Source organism: Vibrio sp. MarTm2, assembly GCF_027587055.1.
GTDB lineage: Bacteria > Pseudomonadota > Gammaproteobacteria > Enterobacterales > Vibrionaceae > Vibrio > Vibrio sinaloensis_D.
On the sequence record NZ_JAPPTK010000009.1, the window covers coordinates 55,029 to 73,123 of the forward strand.

Annotated in this window: 14 protein-coding genes and 1 pseudogene; 4 read left to right on the plus strand and 11 right to left on the minus strand. The window is 47.0% G+C overall.

The genetic code is table 11. The features are described from left to right. Positions 1 to 49: 49 nt before the first annotated feature. Positions 50 to 946 carry a LysR substrate-binding domain-containing protein gene (locus OH458_RS16095; protein ID WP_269979098.1) on the minus strand — a complete coding sequence of 299 codons (897 nt, stop codon included), beginning with the start codon at positions 944 to 946 and terminating at the stop codon, positions 50 to 52. A gap of 99 nt (positions 947 to 1,045) precedes the next feature. Here OH458_RS16095 and OH458_RS16100 point away from each other — a divergent pair, with 99 nt between their 5' ends. Next, positions 1,046 to 2,293, plus strand: coding sequence for a D-amino acid dehydrogenase (locus OH458_RS16100; protein ID WP_269979099.1), 1,248 nt, complete (start codon positions 1,046 to 1,048; stop codon positions 2,291 to 2,293). Positions 2,294 to 2,579: 286 nt separating this feature from the next. Next, the gene (locus OH458_RS16105) at positions 2,580 to 4,118 is read left to right on the plus strand and encodes an alanine/glycine:cation symporter family protein (RefSeq protein WP_269979100.1); all 1,539 of its coding nucleotides are present in this window, start codon (positions 2,580 to 2,582) and stop codon (positions 4,116 to 4,118) included. 127 nt (positions 4,119 to 4,245) lie between these two features. On the opposite strand, the gene OH458_RS16110 is transcribed toward OH458_RS16105, so the two are convergent. The 5 genes from OH458_RS16110 to guaB all read right to left on the minus strand — a co-directional run bounded on the left by OH458_RS16110 (position 4,246) and on the right by guaB (position 11,051). Continuing rightward, the gene (locus tag OH458_RS16110; protein WP_269979101.1) at positions 4,246 to 4,842 is read right to left on the minus strand and encodes an acetate uptake transporter; all 597 of its coding nucleotides are present in this window, start codon (positions 4,840 to 4,842) and stop codon (positions 4,246 to 4,248) included. Positions 4,843 to 4,929: 87 nt separating this feature from the next. Further along, positions 4,930 to 5,763: a hypothetical protein gene (locus OH458_RS16115; protein WP_269979102.1), complete on the minus strand. Its 834-nt coding sequence runs from the start codon at positions 5,761 to 5,763 to the stop codon at positions 4,930 to 4,932. A 153-nt stretch (positions 5,764 to 5,916) separates the two neighbouring features. After that, on the minus strand, positions 5,917 to 7,614 hold the full coding sequence (locus OH458_RS16120) for a chitinase (protein WP_269979103.1): 1,698 nt from the start codon (positions 7,612 to 7,614) through the stop codon (positions 5,917 to 5,919). Positions 7,615 to 7,822: 208 nt separating this feature from the next. Next, positions 7,823 to 9,376 carry a glutamine-hydrolyzing GMP synthase gene (guaA, locus tag OH458_RS16125; protein ID WP_269979104.1) on the minus strand — a complete coding sequence of 518 codons (1,554 nt, stop codon included), beginning with the start codon at positions 9,374 to 9,376 and terminating at the stop codon, positions 7,823 to 7,825. A 211-nt stretch (positions 9,377 to 9,587) separates the two neighbouring features. Beyond that, complete coding sequence (guaB, locus tag OH458_RS16130; protein ID WP_269979105.1) at positions 9,588 to 11,051, minus strand: IMP dehydrogenase; 1,464 nt, start codon at positions 11,049 to 11,051, stop codon at positions 9,588 to 9,590. 233 nt (positions 11,052 to 11,284) lie between these two features. Between guaB and xseA the strand changes: the two genes are divergently transcribed. Continuing rightward, positions 11,285 to 12,616, plus strand: a complete 1,332-nt coding sequence (gene xseA / locus OH458_RS16135; RefSeq protein WP_269979106.1) for an exodeoxyribonuclease VII large subunit — start codon at positions 11,285 to 11,287, stop codon at positions 12,614 to 12,616. Positions 12,617 to 12,626: 10 nt separating this feature from the next. Here xseA and OH458_RS16140 read toward each other — a convergent pair whose 3' ends face one another. Further along, a complete protein-coding gene (locus OH458_RS16140) occupies positions 12,627 to 12,848 on the minus strand; it encodes a zinc ribbon domain-containing protein (RefSeq protein WP_269979107.1) in 222 nt (73 codons plus the stop codon). A gap of 401 nt (positions 12,849 to 13,249) precedes the next feature. Between OH458_RS16140 and OH458_RS16145 the strand changes: the two are divergent. Then, a pseudogene (locus tag OH458_RS16145) lies at positions 13,250 to 13,633 on the plus strand (anion permease); the annotation flags it as partial. 38 nt (positions 13,634 to 13,671) lie between these two features. Here the strand turns inward: OH458_RS16145 and OH458_RS16150 are convergent. The 4 genes from OH458_RS16150 to OH458_RS16165 all read right to left on the minus strand — a co-directional run bounded on the left by OH458_RS16150 (position 13,672) and on the right by OH458_RS16165 (position 18,076). Continuing rightward, a complete protein-coding gene (locus OH458_RS16150) occupies positions 13,672 to 14,547 on the minus strand; it encodes an alanyl-tRNA editing protein (protein WP_269979108.1) in 876 nt (291 codons plus the stop codon). 87 nt (positions 14,548 to 14,634) lie between these two features. Next, complete coding sequence (gene der, locus OH458_RS16155) at positions 14,635 to 16,119, minus strand: ribosome biogenesis GTPase Der (RefSeq protein WP_269979109.1); 1,485 nt, start codon at positions 16,117 to 16,119, stop codon at positions 14,635 to 14,637. Positions 16,120 to 16,287: 168 nt separating this feature from the next. After that, entirely contained in the window at positions 16,288 to 17,451 is a 1,164-nt protein-coding gene (bamB, locus tag OH458_RS16160; protein ID WP_269979110.1) for an outer membrane protein assembly factor BamB, read from the minus strand. Positions 17,452 to 17,461: 10 nt separating this feature from the next. After that, on the minus strand, positions 17,462 to 18,076 hold the full coding sequence (locus OH458_RS16165; RefSeq protein ID WP_005471593.1) for a YfgM family protein: 615 nt from the start codon (positions 18,074 to 18,076) through the stop codon (positions 17,462 to 17,464). Between the last annotated feature and the right edge of the window lie 19 nt (positions 18,077 to 18,095).

An 18,095-nucleotide genomic window follows, 5' to 3' on the forward strand; every position in this document is an offset into this window, starting at 1 on the left:
CTTGTTCATCCTAAAGTGTAGTGGGTGCATATGAGGATGTAAGACTATTTTATGATTTATCAATAAGACTCTGCTGGCGAAGCCACTGTTTGAAAAGTCGTGTAGGCGGATTGTCGACATGAGTGATAATGAAATAGCCAGCATTGGCTTTGATTGGTTCAAAGGGGGCCACCAGCCGACCCTGATTGATTTCATCACCAAGCAGTGCGGTTCGTGCCAACGCGACGCCAACCCCGGCTTCGGCGGCCGACATCGCCATATCTGTACGGTTAAAAAAATGCCCTTGCTGGGTATTAAAATCGAGTTGTTGCTGTGACGCCCAATAAAGCCACTCGTAATCTTTCGGCGATCCCTGCCACGGCATAGCATCATGCAAAAGCGTCACACTCTGCCAAAACTGCCCCGCTTCAAGCGTCGCTTGGTGCTTCGACAAATAGCTTGGGCTCATCACTGGAACTAAACACTCTTCCATCAACAACTCCGCCTCCGTCAGCTTGTACGGAATCGGTCCGTAATCAATGGCAACGTCAAAGTTTCGATTGTCACTATCAACTAAGGCACCTTCAGCAAAGGTGTGTATTTGGATCTCAGGGTACTGCTTTTGAAAATCTTCTAGCCTTGGCACCAACCATTTAAAGGCGAGCGATGGCGTGAGTTTCAAACGGATCTGCTGACTGTCTGACACTCGGGTGAGTTGATAGACGTTTTCTTCAATCGCCAACAGGTGATGAGAAACAGAATCGACCAACTTTTGCCCCAAGTCTGTCAGCCGAATCCCACGAGCATGGCGTTCAAATACACTAAAACCCAAGCGCTCTTCGATTGCTTGCAATTGCTGACTCACCGCTCCCGTTGTCAAATTCAGCTCGCGAGCGGCGCTGGTCAAGCTCGCATGGCGAGACACAATGCAAATCAGATGAACACCATGTAATAAAGCAGACTTCATAAGTATTTAGTTTTTCTAAAGGGTGATATTAATTCTTATCGATTGTTAACCAGATGTAAACACCTCATTCTTGGCAAAATTGTTCTTCAGGAGTAAACAGTGAAGGTCGTTGTATTAGGAAGTGGTGTCGTAGGTTTAACCACGGCGTGGTATTTATCTCAAGCAGGGTGTGAGGTCACGGTTATTGATCGTCAACCGCGCGCCGCAGAAGAGACCAGCTTTGCCAATGCGGGTCAAATCTCTTATGGCTATTCGTCACCTTGGGCGGCGCCTGGCATACCAATGAAAGCCCTCAAGTGGCTATTTGAAGAGCACGCACCATTGAAAGTAAAGCCTTCCCTTAGCCCTGAACTAATGAGCTGGGCAAGTAAAATGCTGCTCAATTGTCAGCTTGATCGATACCGAATCAATAAAGCACGGATGTTAACGATCGCTAATCGTAGCCGAGAATGTTTAGCTGAATTAAACAAGCAATACGCAATTGAATACCAAGGTCGAACTCAAGGCACTTTGCAGATATTTCGCTCTGCCGCGCAGCTCAAAGCGGTTGAAAAAGACATCGCTTTGCTCGAAGAGAGTGGGACACGCTACCAACTTATGGATAGCCACCAATGCTTGGCCCAAGAGCCCGGGCTGGCCAATATGCGCGGCAATTTAGTCGGAGGTTTGTATCTGCCAGACGATGAAACCGGTGATTGCTACCTATTTTGCCAGCAGCTTCAGAAATTGGCGCAGCAAGCAGGTGTCACCTTCCTCTATAACACCGATATCGATAGCTTGATTCAGCAAGATGGTGAGATAAAGGCCGTCAAAACCCATCATGGAGAGATAACGGCGGATCGCTTTGTCGTGGCGTTAGGTAGCTACTCTAAGCATTTGCTGGAGTCTGTCGACGTGGATTTGCCCATCTACCCTGTCAAAGGTTATTCGCTGACCTTGCCAGTAATTGATGAGCTCAGCGCCCCTCAGTCAACGATTATGGATGAAACCTATAAAGTCGCGGTGACACGCTTTGAGCAACGAATTCGTGTCGCAGGTACCGCCGAGTTGGCAGGCTTTGATCCGGCACTGCCCGACAAGCGACTCGCGACACTTAATCATGTGGTTTCCAACTTGTTCCCACAGGGTACCGATTTAGCAAAAGCAGAGTATTGGACAGGCTTTCGCCCCATGACGCCAGATGGCACACCGATCATAGGGCAGACTCCGATTCGCAACCTTTACACCAACACCGGACATGGCACCTTAGGTTGGACAATGGCCTGTGGCTCTGCGGAAATTCTCACTCAAATAATGACGGGCGATGCTGCCCAATATCGCGAGTTGAGCTGCGATCGATATCAATAATAGAAGCTATCGCCAAGCATTTATCAATTTACAGAATATATAAACACCCCACGCACCTAGCCGATAATGATTAAGTTATCGGCTTTTCGTGCATTTTCACCCACAAAACCTTACCAAATACGCACATTTTAAGAATTAGCTTCAATTTTTAACATATATTTAGCATTTTGTGCCTAAGTTCACGCAAATCAACTTTAAAGAACAAATTCATTAACAATTGAGTTACAGAAAGGGTAATATTCTGCTCAGAAAACAACCATTACAAACTCATAACAGGGAAATACTTATGCAGTCACTTGTTGATTTTTTGAATGGAATCATCTGGAGCCCGGTACTGATCTATCTGTGTCTAGGCGCTGGTTTGTTCTACTCAATCATGACTCGTTTTGTTCAAGTTCGTCACTTTGGGGAAATGTGGCGCTTACTTCTATCAGGAAAAAGTTCTTCGAAAGGCATTTCATCGTTCCAAGCTTTAGCCGTGTCACTTTCAGGCCGTGTGGGTACCGGTAACATCGCAGGTGTTGCAGCAGCCATTGGTTTTGGTGGCCCAGGTGCGGTATTTTGGATGTGGGTGGTTGCTTTCTTCGGCGCTGCAACGGCATACGCAGAATCGACACTCGCGCAGATTTATAAAGAGGAAGACAACGGCGAATTCCGTGGCGGTCCAGCTTACTACATTGAAAAAGCGATGGGACAAAAATGGTACGCTTGGATCTTTGCGATCGCGACCATCTTTGCATGTGGCTTCTTACTTCCAGGCGTGCAATCTAACAGTATTGGTAACGCGGTAGAAGCAGCATTCGGCCCAGGTGAAATGATTGAAACGGCTATCGGCACATTCAGTTTTGCAAAAATTTTCACTGGTACGCTGATTTCTGTCATTCTTGCCTTCATCATTTTCGGTGGCGTTAAGCGTATTGCAAACTTCACGCAGATCGTCGTGCCGTTTATGGCTCTGGCTTACATCATCACCGCGTTTGTCATCATTCTACTCAACATCGGTGAAGTACCACGCGTATTTGCGATGATTGTTGGTGACGCCTTTACCCCTATGGCAGGTGTTGGTGCGGCAATCGGCTGGGGCGTGAAACGCGGCGTTTACTCAAACGAAGCAGGCCAAGGTACAGGTCCTCACGCGGCAGCAGCAGCAAGTGTTGATCACCCAGCTCAGCAAGGTCTTGTTCAATCTTTCTCAATTTACATTGATACCCTGTTGGTTTGTTCTGCAACCGCGTTTATGATCATCATTACTGGTGCTTACAACGTACATGGCGCAGAGGGCTTACTAGTGCAAAACGTTGCGGCAGACATCGCAGCCAACGGCCCTGTGTTCACCCAGATGGCTATCGAAAGTGCGCTACCAGGCATTGGTAAACCCTTCATTGCGATTGCACTGTTCTTCTTTGCTTTCACCACCATTCTGGCTTACTACTACATCGCAGAAACAAACATCGCTTACATCCGTCGCACATTCAAAGTAAGCGGTTTGATGTTCATGCTAAAAGTCGCACTTATCGCGGTTGTCTTCTACGGCACAGTGAAAACGGCTAACTTAGCTTGGGCTATGGGTGATGTGGGCGTAGGTCTCATGGCTTGGCTCAACATTGTGGGTATTTTGATTATCTTCTTTATGTCTAAGCCAGCACTTAAAGCGCTGCACGATTACGAAGAACAACAAAAGCAAGGCGTTGAAGAGTACACCTTTAACCCTGTAAAACTTGGTATCAAAGGCGCGGACTACTGGGAAGACAAGTACCGCCGCAAAACAGGTAAAGAACCAAGTGAAGAGGTTGAAGCAACGCCAGTAGAGCAGCCATCAACCTAATTCATTCAATAAGAAATGCAGTGGTAAAAAAAGGGGTTAGCCAATCGGCTAACCCCTTTCATTTACTGTTCCCGTATATGTCCGTCACAATGCTTCAGGCAAGCAGCGTAACATCATATTCATTTCATTACGCAGCAACTTGCTCAAGCTCTACGTGCTGCTCTACCTTCTTTTCACCGATAGGCAAAATGGTACGGCCGTACTCATTGTTAAGCACCTGTGCCATCGCAAAGTAAATTGCGCTCGCGCCACAGAAAATACCTTCAAATCCGGCAATCGTGCCAATAAGCTCACTACCTGTAAAGTCACGCGCCGCCAATAGGAAGAATAGAATGGTCAGAGAACCAAAGACAATTTGCTTAGCAACTGGGTAGCATAGTGAGCCGATAAACATGAAGCCTGTGAACACACCCCATAGCAATAGGTACCAACCCATAAAGCTAGCAGGGCTTGCTGGCAGCCCCATGTAAGGCATAACAATCAGGCCAACCAGTGTCAGCCAGAATAGACCGTAAGAAGTGAACGCCGTAGTACCAAATGTGTCACCGCGTTTGAAACACATCATGCCCACCAAAACTTGGCTAAGACCACCATAGAAAATACCCATCGCTAGGATCATCGAGTCAATCGGGAAAAAACCTGCATTGTGGATGTTAAGTAAGATGGTTGTCATACCGAAACCCATTAGACCCAATGGGGCTGGGTTCGCCAATTTAGTTGACATTTTGCGCGCCTTTAAAAAAAGTTAATAAAAATTACGCGCAAAGTTTAATCCGAACGCCGTAAAAAGATAGATAGCTAAATCGCAATCTTAGATTGCACCGTTAGCGAGTTCTGCTTGGGTCATAATTTCGAGCGTTTCACCCACTAACTTAACTTTCTGTTCAACCAATGTCGCCTTCACTTCCGGTGTCACACACGCCAACCATTCTGTCATTGGTTCATGATTAAACTTGTCCATTGGTCCCATCTCTGGGCTCCATTGACCTGAAATATTGACCGTCTCTTTTTGACCATCCGTTGTTGAGTAGTACTGAAAGGCAAACTCAATAGATTTAGCCGGAGTTAAGGTGCCAGAGGCTCCCCACGGGGCAGGCAATTCGAGCATTGGGCCAATAGGGTAACTCTCTCCCTCGATTTCAACAGTGGTCGCCTCTCCAATTGCAATCTCTGCATCGTTAACAGACTCATTCACGCTAAAATCTTGTACAGATGTAATGGAACGAGGACCCTGTGGTCTCCCCTTCTCTAAGAAAAATCGAACAACAGAAGGTTGAGCTTTTGCCGCGGTTCCGATCTCACCAATCTGTGCCATACATTCTTCATGTGAAAGCACTCCCACCTGGCCAACACCATAAAACAGAGCGCCTTGCAGGGTTTCGATCACATTGAATCGGCTATCAGGCCCAGTGATGGACATGACCTGACCTACTGGCGCTTTATAGATGTCATACTTTTGATTGCCAACGTCTGCAACTGTTGCTTCAAAGCTTAAACTGCCGAAGTTGTCCCAACCACGTGGCTTGGTCTCTTCATTTTTAACAGTTAGCCAGCTTGGCGTTTCTACTGGTTCTGCTGTTTCAGCGTTAGCACAACCGACCACACTGGCAACCAGGATTGTTAATAACGAAATCTTTGCTTTCATCTTTATTACCTCTAAACCCTATAACTGATGCAGCAATTGTATAGAGATTCAGCAGAAGGTACTGTAATGAAACGTAAGGGGAGTGTCGTAGGATTGTTACAGAGAAAGCAAGCCTCTTGGAGACTTGCTTATATAGGGAGTAAAAGAGGTTAACTACTGGCAGCTGATCTCATCCCAGAACCAGTTAGATTGTGTCGGGCTTTCCCACACTCCAGGTCCATTCTTGGCAATAAAGCATTTACCGTTGAATGTTACTTTCTCACCATTGGCAATTTGTGTTACACCCGGCTCCCACTGGATAAACGTATCTGGAACCGGAGTGGGTTCTGGAGTAGGCTCTGGGTCGGGTGTTGGAGTCGGCTCAGGATCTGGAGTAGGTGTTGGAACTGGGTCCGGAGTAGGCTCAGTTGGCGTGCCGGCGATCAGTTCCCATGGCCCGCCTAAGCTTGGATCATCCCCTTGAGTCCACCACTTCGCTTTGTACGTCGCGCCTTTGTAAGTCACCTGCTCACCGCCGGTATAAACTTTGTTTGCATCCCAATCAGTCCCCGTACCTGGGCCAGTGCCGGGATCAACAGGGTCTAGTTTTTCCACCACTCGAACCTCAGGCCAACTTGAGTGAGAGCCGTAGAAGTTCGTTACACACTTCTCGTAATCACCCGGAACCAAGGCAGAGTATGCGGTTTGGAATCCAACCAATTCACATTCAAATGAGTAACCACCAGGGCGATCAGCGTAGTACTTCCAGTTGCCATCCCAGTTGGTATACAGCACATCGGTCGCACCATTTAAGTTCAAGCTACCGTAAGGAGTTTGTTGCCAACAGGTGTTCTTTTCATCTGCGCCAATAGGGATTTGATAATGTGCTGCCAAGCCTTCCCAGTAGCGGATTCGGTTAACTGGCTGCCCCTTATCTTTATTTTGCTCACCACACTCAATACCGCCATTGATGATATTGATTGTGGTACCAAAGCCGTAACCGATACCTGCATCAATTTCGCGTTGAGAAGGTGTCCACGTTTTATCAATCACGTGCAGCATCGCTGGTTTTGGTGCTTGCGGGGTTAAAAAGAACCATACCGCAGAAGCAAGGTTCAGCCATGAATCTGCGACTAAACCCGGGTTGTTGAGTAATACAGACGCGTCTCCGTCAAACATTACCTCAGAGAACGCGCCATAGTTGAAGTGGTAAGAAAGCTGTTTTGCCCCACGCCCAAAGTAGCCCTGCCCTGCGGCACATGGCCATTTTCTGTTTTGCCAGTCATTTTGACCACAGCCAGTGGTGTAGCCCTCTTGACCTTCAGACCAACCCATTTCGCGGACATGAACCAAAGCTTGTTGCCACTCTTCTAGTGCCTGAGGGTTGTCTGAGATGTTGTCTTTGGCAATGTGTCCACCCGTCTCTTGCGCAAAATGAGCGAAAGCAGTCACGATAGAGCGCTTACAGATCGCGTCAGAATCACGGCCATCGGTGTACTCCGCACAAAACGCTGGGAACTTACCAATCGCTTTTAGAAATCGAGTGTAGGTATATTCTGGAGCGGCCATCTGAGTAAGAAAGTCCCACTCCGCTCGTGGAAAAACGCGTTCTGCGCGCTTAACGTTATCAGGATTGGTTGCGAGTCCTGCATCGATCGCATCGACCACGGTATTTGGTGCCGTTCTTAGTGCTTGCGACCATATGCCGTACATCGGGTTTGACGTTTTTTGCTGCTCCGCTGCCGTAATGTCTGCGCGTGAGACCACATAGCCAGTTGGGTTCTGTGGATCGGGTTGAATGTTCATTGCCGCCCAAGCGGAAGAGCTCATACTCAGCGCGCTGGCTACAGCAATAATAGGTAGGGTTTTCATTATTTTACAACTCCTTTCGTTTCGAAGTTGTATGAGGATAGTTGAGGAGAGATCCGAATAGACTCAATCAAAAGTCAACTTGCGAGGCAAGGCCAAAAGCAACGTAATAAACCTTTAACTGTATCGTAAGAATCGATAGCTGGGTTCAAAAAAACCAGCCCGAGGGCTGGTTTCATATGTGCTTAATTGCGTTCAATTTTCAGCAGAATTATTCCCACTCAATTGTCGCTGGTGGCTTACCAGAAATGTCGTAAACGACACGGGAAATACCGTCAACTTCGTTGATAATGCGGTTAGAAACCTTACCTAAGAAGTCATATGGTAGGTGCGCCCAATGCGCTGTCATAAAGTCGATTGTTTCAACAGCACGTAGCGATACAACCCAATCGTACTTACGGCCATCGCCCATTACGCCTACCGAACGTACTGGTAGGAATACCGTGAACGCTTGAGAGACTTTGTTGTACAGGTCAGCAGCATGTAGCTCTTCAATGAAGATAGCATCAGCACGACGTAGCAAGTCACAGTACTCTTTCTTGATTTCACCAAGGACGCGAACACCTAGACCTGGACCTGGAAATGGGTGGCGGTAAAGCATGTTGTATGGAAGACCTAGCTCTAGACCGATCTTACGTACTTCATCTTTAAACAGCTCACGTAGTGGCTCAACAAGACCCATTTCCATATCATCTGGCAGACCGCCAACGTTATGGTGAGATTTAATTACGTGCGCTTTACCTGTCTTAGATGCAGCAGATTCGATGACGTCTGGGTAGATAGTACCCTGAGCTAGCCATTTAGCATTCTTAAGCTTCTTAGACTCTTCATCAAATACGTCTACGAATACGTGACCAATTGTCTTACGCTTCTCTTCTGGATCAGATTTGCCTTCAAGTGCTTTTAGGAAGCGCTCTTCTGCATCAACTTTAATGATGTTTAGACCGAACTGATCGCCAAACATATCCATTACTTGCTGGCCTTCGTTCAAACGAAGCAGACCGTTATCAACGAATACACACGTTAACTTGTCGCCGATTGCGCGGTGAACCAACATAGCAACAACCGATGAATCAACACCACCAGATAGACCTAGGATCACTTCGTCATCACCCACTTGCTCTTTAATACGAGCTACCGCATCTTCGATGATAGATTCTGAAGTCCATAGACGCTCACAGCCACATACGCCAAGAACAAAGTTCTCTAGCATTTGTAGGCCATTCTTAGTGTGCGTTACTTCTGGGTGGAACTGAACGCCGAAGTATTTTTTCTCTTCGTTCGCCATCGCAGCATAAGGACACGTGTCTGTCTCACCGACTTTCACGAAATCTTGAGGGATTTCTACGACTTTATCACCGTGGCTCATCCAAACGTCTTGTGATGCTTCTAGATCTTTAAAGATCGAAGACTCACCAGAAACCTGAACCGCTGCGTAACCGAATTCACGCTCATCAGACGTTGAAACTTTACCACCCAGCTGCTCTGCCATGGTTTGCATGCCGTAACATACACCAAGAACAGGAACACCTGAGTCAAATACATATTGAGGAGCGCGTGGAGAGTTGTCTTCTGTAACACTCTCAGGGCCACCAGATAGGATGATGCCATCTGGGTTGAATTCACGAATATCCGCTTCTTCTACATCCCAGCTCCAAAGCTCACAGTAAACGCCGATTTCACGTACGCGGCGCGCGACAAGTTGAGTGTACTGAGAACCGAAGTCCAAGATCAGAATACGTTGGTCATGGATATTTTTAGTCATTTTGAGCAGTCTTATAAGCTAAGTGATTAAAACGGAGGCGAGTGTACTCGCCTCTTCTTAATGCTTCAAGGAAAAAAGCAAACGTTTACGTTAAGTATGTAGGTTTTATTTTTACGACGGTATTTCGTTTGAGAGCCAAGAGAAAGCGCGCAGTTTATAAATATAAATGAGCACTTTCGATGCAGCTATCGAACGAAATAACCAGTAAAAATTAACCTAGACGGTAGTTTGGTGCTTCCTTGGTTATTTGAACGTCGTGTACATGAGACTCTTTCATGCCTGCACCTGAGATACGTACAAATTCAGCTTTAGTACGCATATCTTCAATAGTTGCAGAGCCTGTTAGACCCATGCTTGAACGTAGACCACCCATTTGTTGGTGAACGATCTCTTTTAGGCGGCCTTTGTATGCGATACGGCCTTCGATACCTTCTGGTACTAGCTTGTCTGCTGCGTTGTCAGACTGGAAGTAACGGTCAGAAGAACCTTGAGACATAGCGCCAAGTGAACCCATACCGCGGTAAGCTTTGTATGAACGGCCGTTGTATAGGATTACTTCGCCTGGTGCTTCTTCAGTACCTGCGAACATTGAACCAACCATGACACAAGATGCGCCCGCTACGATTGCTTTACAGATATCACCTGAGAAACGAATACCACCGTCAGCGATCACTGGAATGCCGTGCTGGTTTGCTACTTCTGCAGCGTCTGCGATTGCAGTCACTTGAGGAACACCCACACCCGTTACGATACGCGTAGTACAGATAGAGCCAGGGCCGATACCCACTTTCACTGCGCTAACGCCCGCTTCGATAAGTGCTTTGGCACCTGCACCTGTTGCTACGTTACCACCGATGATGTCTAGATCTGGGTAAGCTGCGCGAGTTTCACGGATACGGTTAAGAACACCTTCAGAATGACCGTGTGAAGAGTCAATCAGTAGTACGTCAACACCTGCTTCAACAAGTGCAGCGACACGTTCTTCGTTACCAGCGCCAGCACCAACTGCTGCACCAACACGTAGACGACCTTGTGCATCTTTACATGCGTTAGGCTTACGCTCTGCTTTGTGGAAATCTTTTGCGGTAATCATACCGGTTAGTTGGAACTCATCGTTCACAACCAGTACTTTCTCTACGCGCGCTTTGTGCATTTTCTCTTGAACTTCTTCGCGAGTTGCACCTTCTTTTACCGCTGCAAGGCGCTCTTTTGGCGTCATTACAACTTCAACTTTCTTAGAAAGGTCTGTAACAAAGCGAACGTCACGGCCAGTAATGATACCAACCAGTTCATTGTTGTCCGTCACTACTGGGAAGCCTGCAAAACCGTGCTTTTCTGTAAGCGCAACAACATCTGCAATTGTCGCATCTGGATTTACGGTTACTGGGTGAGAAACCACGCCTGCTTCGTAAATCTTCACCTGGTGAACCATCTGAGCTTGCTGCTCAATAGACATGTTCTTGTGGATAAAGCCAATGCCACCCTCTTGCGCTAGCGCGATTGCTAGACGAGCTTCAGTAACAGTGTCCATAGACGCTGAAATCATTGGGATGTTTAGGGTGATGTTCTTAGTAAGCTGAGTGCGAAGATCAGCTGTGTTTGGGAGAACGGTGGAGTGTGCTGGCACAAGGAGTACGTCATCGAATGTCAGCGCTTCTTTGGCAATTCTTAGCATTTGCAATATCTCACAATTAGAGGAGTAAAAAAGAACAATCCAATCTCATCGTTTCGCATAATGAGGGTAACCGATTTTAGGTTGTTGGCTACATTTGGATTAGATATTGCGGACGGATTATACGGCTTACGTAATCGCTTGACCACAAATTTTTTAATTTTTTTCTTGCATTTACCCCCTTGCTATGTATTATATTGCCGCTAATTTCCATACTCACGTCTACGGAATTAGTCTTGTCTTCTCTGACCAATCAAAATATCTTCACGGTTTCTCGTCTTAATTCTGAAGTTCGCCTGTTACTAGAAAATGAAATGGGTATCGTTTGGTTGGTGGGTGAAATCTCTAACTTCTCCGCTCCGGTTTCTGGACACTGGTACCTGACTCTTAAAGATTCTCGCGCTCAAGTAAAATGCGCCATGTTTCGTGGTAACAATCGTCGCGTTACGTTCAAGCCGCAAAATGGTAATCAAGTATTGGTTAAAGCCCGTTTATCGCTTTACGAGCCTCGTGGTGACTACCAGCTGATCATTGAAAGCATGCAGCCTGAAGGAGATGGGCGATTACAACAGCAGTTTGATGAGCTAAAAATGAAGCTGGCGGGAGAAGGCTTGTTTGCTCAAACCAATAAGCAGCCTTTGCCAGAGCATCCAAAATGCGTGGGTATTGTCACCTCCAAAACTGGGGCGGCACTTTTCGATATTCTTGACGTTCTTAAACGTCGCGATCCTTCTCTTCCTGTCGTCATCTACCCGACCATGGTGCAAGGTGAAGAGGCGGCCATTCAGATTGCTCAAGCAATTGGTTGTGCCAATAGCCGAAATGAGTGTGACGTGCTAATTGTCGGTCGCGGTGGAGGCTCCTTAGAAGACCTTTGGTGTTTCAATAATGAAATCTTGGCGAGAACGATAGCAGCGAGCCAAATTCCAATCATCAGTGCCGTTGGACATGAGATTGATGTCACCATCGCCGATTTTGTTGCCGATATGCGCGCACCGACGCCTTCTGCTGCAGCAGAGTTAGTGAGCCGCGACAACAGTCATAAAGATCAAGTCATTGCGAGCCGCCAGCATAAGCTCGCCAGTGCAATGCGCCACTACCTATCGCAACATAAGCAAACCAATGCAAGTCTACTGCATCGCTTAGAAAAGCAGCATCCTCGTCATCAATTGCAACGCCAAAGCCAGCAACTGGATGATCTGGACATGCGCCTACAGCGAGGGATGGAGCGCTATCTCAGCAGCCGAGCTCAGAAGATTGAACGCCAGCAGCATAAACTGCAGCTTAATTCACCTATCAAGCGCCTCAATGAACAAGCCTCTTCACTACAAAGGCTCGAGCAAAAACTGTTGGATGCGATGGATAGAAAACTGCTCAACACGCGCCATCAACTGGCTTTGGCTGCAGAAAAGCTGGATACGGTTAGCCCACTCGCTACACTCAAGCGCGGCTATTCAATTACACAAAATCAACAAGGCGACGTCATTACTAAGGCGTCACAAACCAAAACGGGCGACACCTTGGTCACCCGTTTGTCTGATGGTGAAATTCGTTCCACCGTCAATTAAGCGCCGCTCTCTAATTAGCTTGATACTCGAAGCGCACTCGAGATTTGGACTTCAACTCGTTGCAAGTATTGCAAAAATAGTTCGCCGCACCACACGCTTGTAGTTTTTCTAGCTGCGCATTGCAGTCTGGACAAAAACCGACTTTTGTATAATCGATATCGCATTGATTACAGTGGTAATGCCCTTGCCACTCCAACTCTTGCTCACATGTTGGACAATGATTTTCGTTCATTGGTGACCCCTTAACTCTTTATTTACTTGTCACTTTAAGGTTTTGTACCCTTGATACTATGATCTGGCTCATAGGCAAATCAATCACTCTCCTCTCCAACTCACATAGAATTAAAGATCGAAACAAGATCATCGGCTAAATCCATTTTGATCAGCGATCTGCCTCAATAAGAATATTTATATCACCACACACCGAAAGCATAAGTTACATGTGCTGCATTTGCATTTTAAAAAGAATAAAACACCAATTACACTTATATAAGAAGAGGAATCAGAATTTAATAAAAAGATCGTATTTTAGAAACCTTGATTTACAGATACCCGTAATTCAAGTTATAGCTCGAAACGTATCCGGCGGTAAATCCGCGTAGGGCGCCCTACCTTTCCATGAGCCAAAAAGGCTTCAAGCTCGGCTTTATCGCTTGGTTTGGTGACATTGTGGGGAGTTCTTTGTCTGGTTTTGAATGGGGTATGACTTTAGTCATGCTGCTTCTGGTCTACTACTACAGCCACTATTTGATGGCCAGTGCCATGTACTCGGCGTTCCTAGCCATTGCGATCGCAGCGGGCGCACCGCCAATGCTGGCTGCCATTGTGTTGGGTATTTTTAGTAACCTTTATATGGCAACCACCCATTACTCCTCTGGCCCTGCACCGATTCTGTTTGGCGCTGGCTTCCTGATCCTAAAGAACTGGTGGAAGATAGGGTTCGTTTTCTCGCTCATCGTTATTCCTGTGTTCTTATTTATCGGCGGGGCTTGGTGGAAGCTTCTAGGTATGTGGTAATAACGCAAAGCCCGCTGATGAAACAGCGGGCTTTTCCTTTACAACGCCGCTTTCGCCATCACGCGTGTATCCATTTCGATGTTCTGCTCATCTATTTGAGTCAGGGTTACTGAGATTTGCTCATAAACGTCTAACGATGTTGCATGGGTTCCGCCACAAGGGATCTCTGCCAACTGAGCTTCGTTAAGATCGCAGCGCCAATAGCGAGAATCGGTGAGGGCATCCCCATCGCAGAAAACCTCAATACTCGATGGCAAGGTCAGCCACAACCGAACTTGCTCGTTAACTCGACTCTCGATTGACTTCAAATCTGCCACGACATCCGCACTATTGAGGCCGCGCTTGCGCAGTGTCTTTCCCAAGCGGTACGTGTCGAGGCAGCGATCTTCAGTCACAAAACTGGTTTCTTGTGCGTAACTGTTGAAGTCGTAGTAACCATGAGGATCTTTTCGGTCTGCATCCTTTCGCCAATACTGCCCTTCTACCAATACCTTGTTGAGTGCCAAATAGGCAATATGCCCCGCACTGTGGCCTCGGCTCAACGCATCTTGATAACGCTTATCGACACTTAGCTCAACATTGTCACCAACAGATAATTCCAACACGTCTTTATTTAAACAGTGGACGACCACAAACGCCCAACCTGCTTCATTTCGCTTCACGGGGATGGCTTGACCAACATGCAGCTCATTAGTCGCAAGCTCTACCGCCCCGACTTGGCAATCAACGACTGGACAACCGTTAAGTTGACCGCGATCGGCAGGATGGTCTGGCCAAATATGGCTCACTGGGTGAAATGGAGTTTTATCTGTCACCACGTAGAGTAACTCGCCCTCTTGCTTGAGCAGCTGAATCTTAGCGTCAAGCTGCCAGAGGTTGTGGCAAAATTGGGTTATGGTTGGAGTAACTTGCATGTCTTAACCTTTAAATACAAAAAAGCGCCACTGGAGAACAACGGCGCTTTTACAATATATAAAATCTCTAGAAATTATCCGCTAGAGTTACTTCTTACGATTCTTCATCACACTCATTAGGCGCTTGCGTTTGCGCTCTTGAGAGAGTGTCATCTTATTCGACTTGCCTTCAAACGGGTTATCGCTGTTTTGGAAGATGATACGAATTGGCGTGCCCATGATCTCTAATGATTTACGGAAGTAGTTCATCAGATAGCGCTTGTACGAATCAGGCAGATCATTGACTTGGTTACCGTGAATAACAACGATAGGCGGGTTGTAACCACCAGCGTGTGCATATTTCAGCTTAACACGACGACCACGAACCATTGGCGGTTGGTGATCTTCTGTTGCCATCTTCATGATACGAGTTAGAACAGACGTACCAACACGTGTCGTCGCAGACTTGTACGCTTCTTGTACCGATTCAAATAGGTGACCAACGCCTGTACCGTGCAATGCAGAGATGAAGTGAATGCGCGCGAAATCAACGAAGCCTAAACGACGGTCGAGTTCCTTTTTCACGTGCTCTTTCACATCCATATCCAGACCATCCCACTTGTTGACCGCAATAACAATTGAGCGGCCAGCGTTTAGGGCAAAGCCAAGTAGGCTTAAGTCTTGGTCTGAGATGTTTTCACGAGCATCGATAACAAGAAGCACGACGTTCGCATCTTCAACGGCTTTTAGCGTTTTAACAACCGAGAACTTCTCTACCGTTTCATTGATACGGGTACGACGACGAACACCTGCAGTATCGATCAATACGTACTCGCGGCCATCACGTTCCATCGGAATATAGATAGAATCACGCGTTGTGCCTGGCATGTCGTAGACAACCACTCGTTCTTCACCAAGAATACGGTTAGTAAGTGTCGATTTACCTACGTTTGGACGACCGATGATTGCTAACTTGATAGGTTGATCCTGCAGACGAGTAAACTCTTCTTCAGCTTCTTCTTCGCTGTAATCTAGCTTCTCTTCTTCGTCTTCAAACTCAGTCAAATCTTCGAGTTCGCCTTTGCTCTCATCCAGTAGCTTCTCGGCAAACGGATTCAATGCAAGATCGATCAATGCAGTCACACCACGGCCATGCGCTGCGGCAATTTGATACATGTTCTCTACACCAAGTTGCCAGAACTCTGCACTTGCTGCGTCAGCATCGATTCCATCAACCTTGTTCACCACAAGCATAGATGGCTTTTCGAGTTTACGCAGGTGCTTGGCGATCGCTTCATCTGCTGCCGTTAAGCCAGCGCGACCGTCCACCATAAATAGCACAACGTCAGCTTCATCAATTGCTGCCAGCGACTGCTGTGCCATTTTGGTTTCTACACCTTCTTCCGTACCATCAATACCGCCAGTATCGATAACGATAAATTCGTGTTCACCAAGCTTGGCTTGGCCATATTTACGGTCACGAGTTAAGCCAGGGAAGTCCGCAACCAAAGCGTCACGAGTGCGAGTCAGTCGGTTAAACAACGTTGATTTACCAACGTTTGGACGCCCTACTAGAGCAACAACAGGTACCATAACAACCTCTACAATATACTTTTCTTTATGTAGTTATAGGTAACAATTCGCCTAAAATCATACTTACAGCGATTTACCTATAACCACACATAACTTCTTGTTTTCAAAACAAACAAACGGCTCCCAACTGTTACCAGCTAGGAGCCGAATGTGAATTATATCACACGATTACTCGTTGATCGTCAGTTTCTTTACATTGCCATCACGCGTGGTAAGCACATAACCATCAGGAATAACCACTGGCGGTACAGCAAAACCGCTGCTGTCGACAAGCTGCTTAGAAACAAACTCGCCACTGTTGCGATCAATCCAGTACAAGTATCCTTCATTATCACCCACAACCACATAACCGTTAATCACAGTTGGAGCGGTTAATAGACGGTGCTCGAGACGCTCATTTTTCCACAGTTCAGTACCGCTTCGAGCATCAAATGCAGCCAGATGGTCTTTGTCTGTGACGACAAACAAACGGCTGCCATCACTGGCAATATCGGTTGCAGAGGAATAATTACGTTTCCAAGCCGGTTTACCCGAGCGCAAATCAATCGCAGTCAGTTGGCCATTGTAGCCGATGATGTATAGCGTGCTACCCAAAACAAGTGGCGTGGCATCAACATCAACTAGACGATCAATTTCAGTCGCACCTTGAGGAAGACCAATTGGTTGTTGCCAAATTAGCTGACCACGTTCAGCTATCGCGGCAGCAAGACGACCATTTGCCGTGCCCCAGAATACCCCACCAGAAACGGTAACAGGAGCACTGTTGCCACGTAGAGTCAGGTTTGGAACTTCTGTACTAATGGCCCATTTTTGATTGCCATCTTTTTGGTCAAGCGCGAGTACCGTACCTTCATTGGTATGAACAATGACAAGGTTGCTATCTGTAGCTGGTGCAGCGAGTACTTCACCATCTACCGCAACACGCCAATTAAGTTCACCCGTTTCTTCATTTAGGGCAATCACTTCACCGTTTTCGCTACCGATAAAGAGTTGGCTGTAACCAGCAGTGATGCCACCCGCAAGACGCGGTGAAACACCCTCAGCTTTGATGGTTTGCTCCCACAGCGTTTTCCCTGTTTCTGGGTCTAGCGCTTTAACCTTACCGTCACGACTTGCGACAAACACTTTGCCATAAGCATATTCTGGTGAAAGCTTAGAGTAGTAAGTGTCAACACCATTTCCAATGGAGTTGCTCCATACACCGCTTGGTGTGAACTCACTGTCTACCTGAGGGACAGGCGCCATGACAATGGTATCTTCTTCACTTGCACAACCTGCAAGAACACCGGTCAATACGGCCACTGCAAGTGCTTTTTTCAGCATTTCCTTCATGCTTTCGCCCTTACTTGGCTAGGTCATCCAACTTCATCTGTAGCGTCTGGCTCGCATCACCTGACTGCTGTGCTTCGGTGTAAGCTGCGTAAGCCGCTTGCTCGTCACCCTTGCGCAGTAGAATATCGCCTTTTTGCTCTGCCACACGACCAGCCCAGCTTTCATCTGTAATAGCAGCAAGTTCACTTAATGCCGCATCAAAGTTACCTTGCTCAGCTTTCAGACGTGCTAGACGGTAATTGATCACAGACAGTACTGCCTCATCTTTGGTTGCCGTTTTTGCCCACTCGAGCTGCGCAAGCGCTTCGTCGAGATTGTTCGCTTCAACTTGTACTTTAGCCAGTTGCAATGCCGCTAGTACGGCATATTGCGTCTCTTTATTTGCGTCAATAAAGCTCTGTACTGCTGCTTCACCCGCCGCACCGTTCGCAGCCAACTCTTGAACCGCTTGAGTGTAGCTTTCAGATGCCGCTTCTTGAGCCGCCGTCACCGAATCTTGATAGTATCGCCAACCGAACAGACCACCAAGGCCAAGAACCGCGCCGAAAATAACGGCTTTACCGTTCTCTTTCCACCAATCTTTGATTGCTTCTACTTGTTGTTCTTCAGAATCGTAGAGTTCCACTTCCTGTCCTCTTACATCA

What these genes read in the sequence shown, in the direction of transcription:
- guaB (WP_269979105.1), bottom strand. Translation starts at nt 11,051, where the DNA reads ATGCTAAGAATTGCCAAAGAAGCGCTGACATTCGATGACGTACTCCTT.
- OH458_RS16120 (WP_269979103.1), bottom strand. Translation starts at nt 7,614, where the DNA reads ATGAAAACCCTACCTATTATTGCTGTAGCCAGCGCGCTGAGTATGAGC.
- OH458_RS16110 (WP_269979101.1), bottom strand. Translation starts at nt 4,842, where the DNA reads ATGTCAACTAAATTGGCGAACCCAGCCCCATTGGGTCTAATGGGTTTC.
- der (WP_269979109.1), bottom strand. Translation starts at nt 16,119, where the DNA reads ATGGTACCTGTTGTTGCTCTAGTAGGGCGTCCAAACGTTGGTAAATCA.
- OH458_RS16115 (WP_269979102.1), bottom strand. Translation starts at nt 5,763, where the DNA reads ATGAAAGCAAAGATTTCGTTATTAACAATCCTGGTTGCCAGTGTGGTC.
- OH458_RS16095 (WP_269979098.1), bottom strand. Translation starts at nt 946, where the DNA reads ATGAAGTCTGCTTTATTACATGGTGTTCATCTGATTTGCATTGTGTCT.
- guaA (WP_269979104.1), bottom strand. Translation starts at nt 9,376, where the DNA reads ATGACTAAAAATATCCATGACCAACGTATTCTGATCTTGGACTTCGGT.
- OH458_RS16105 (WP_269979100.1), top strand. Translation starts at nt 2,580, where the DNA reads ATGCAGTCACTTGTTGATTTTTTGAATGGAATCATCTGGAGCCCGGTA.
- bamB (WP_269979110.1), bottom strand. Translation starts at nt 17,451, where the DNA reads ATGAAGGAAATGCTGAAAAAAGCACTTGCAGTGGCCGTATTGACCGGT.
- OH458_RS16150 (WP_269979108.1), bottom strand. Translation starts at nt 14,547, where the DNA reads ATGCAAGTTACTCCAACCATAACCCAATTTTGCCACAACCTCTGGCAG.
- OH458_RS16140 (WP_269979107.1), bottom strand. Translation starts at nt 12,848, where the DNA reads ATGAACGAAAATCATTGTCCAACATGTGAGCAAGAGTTGGAGTGGCAA.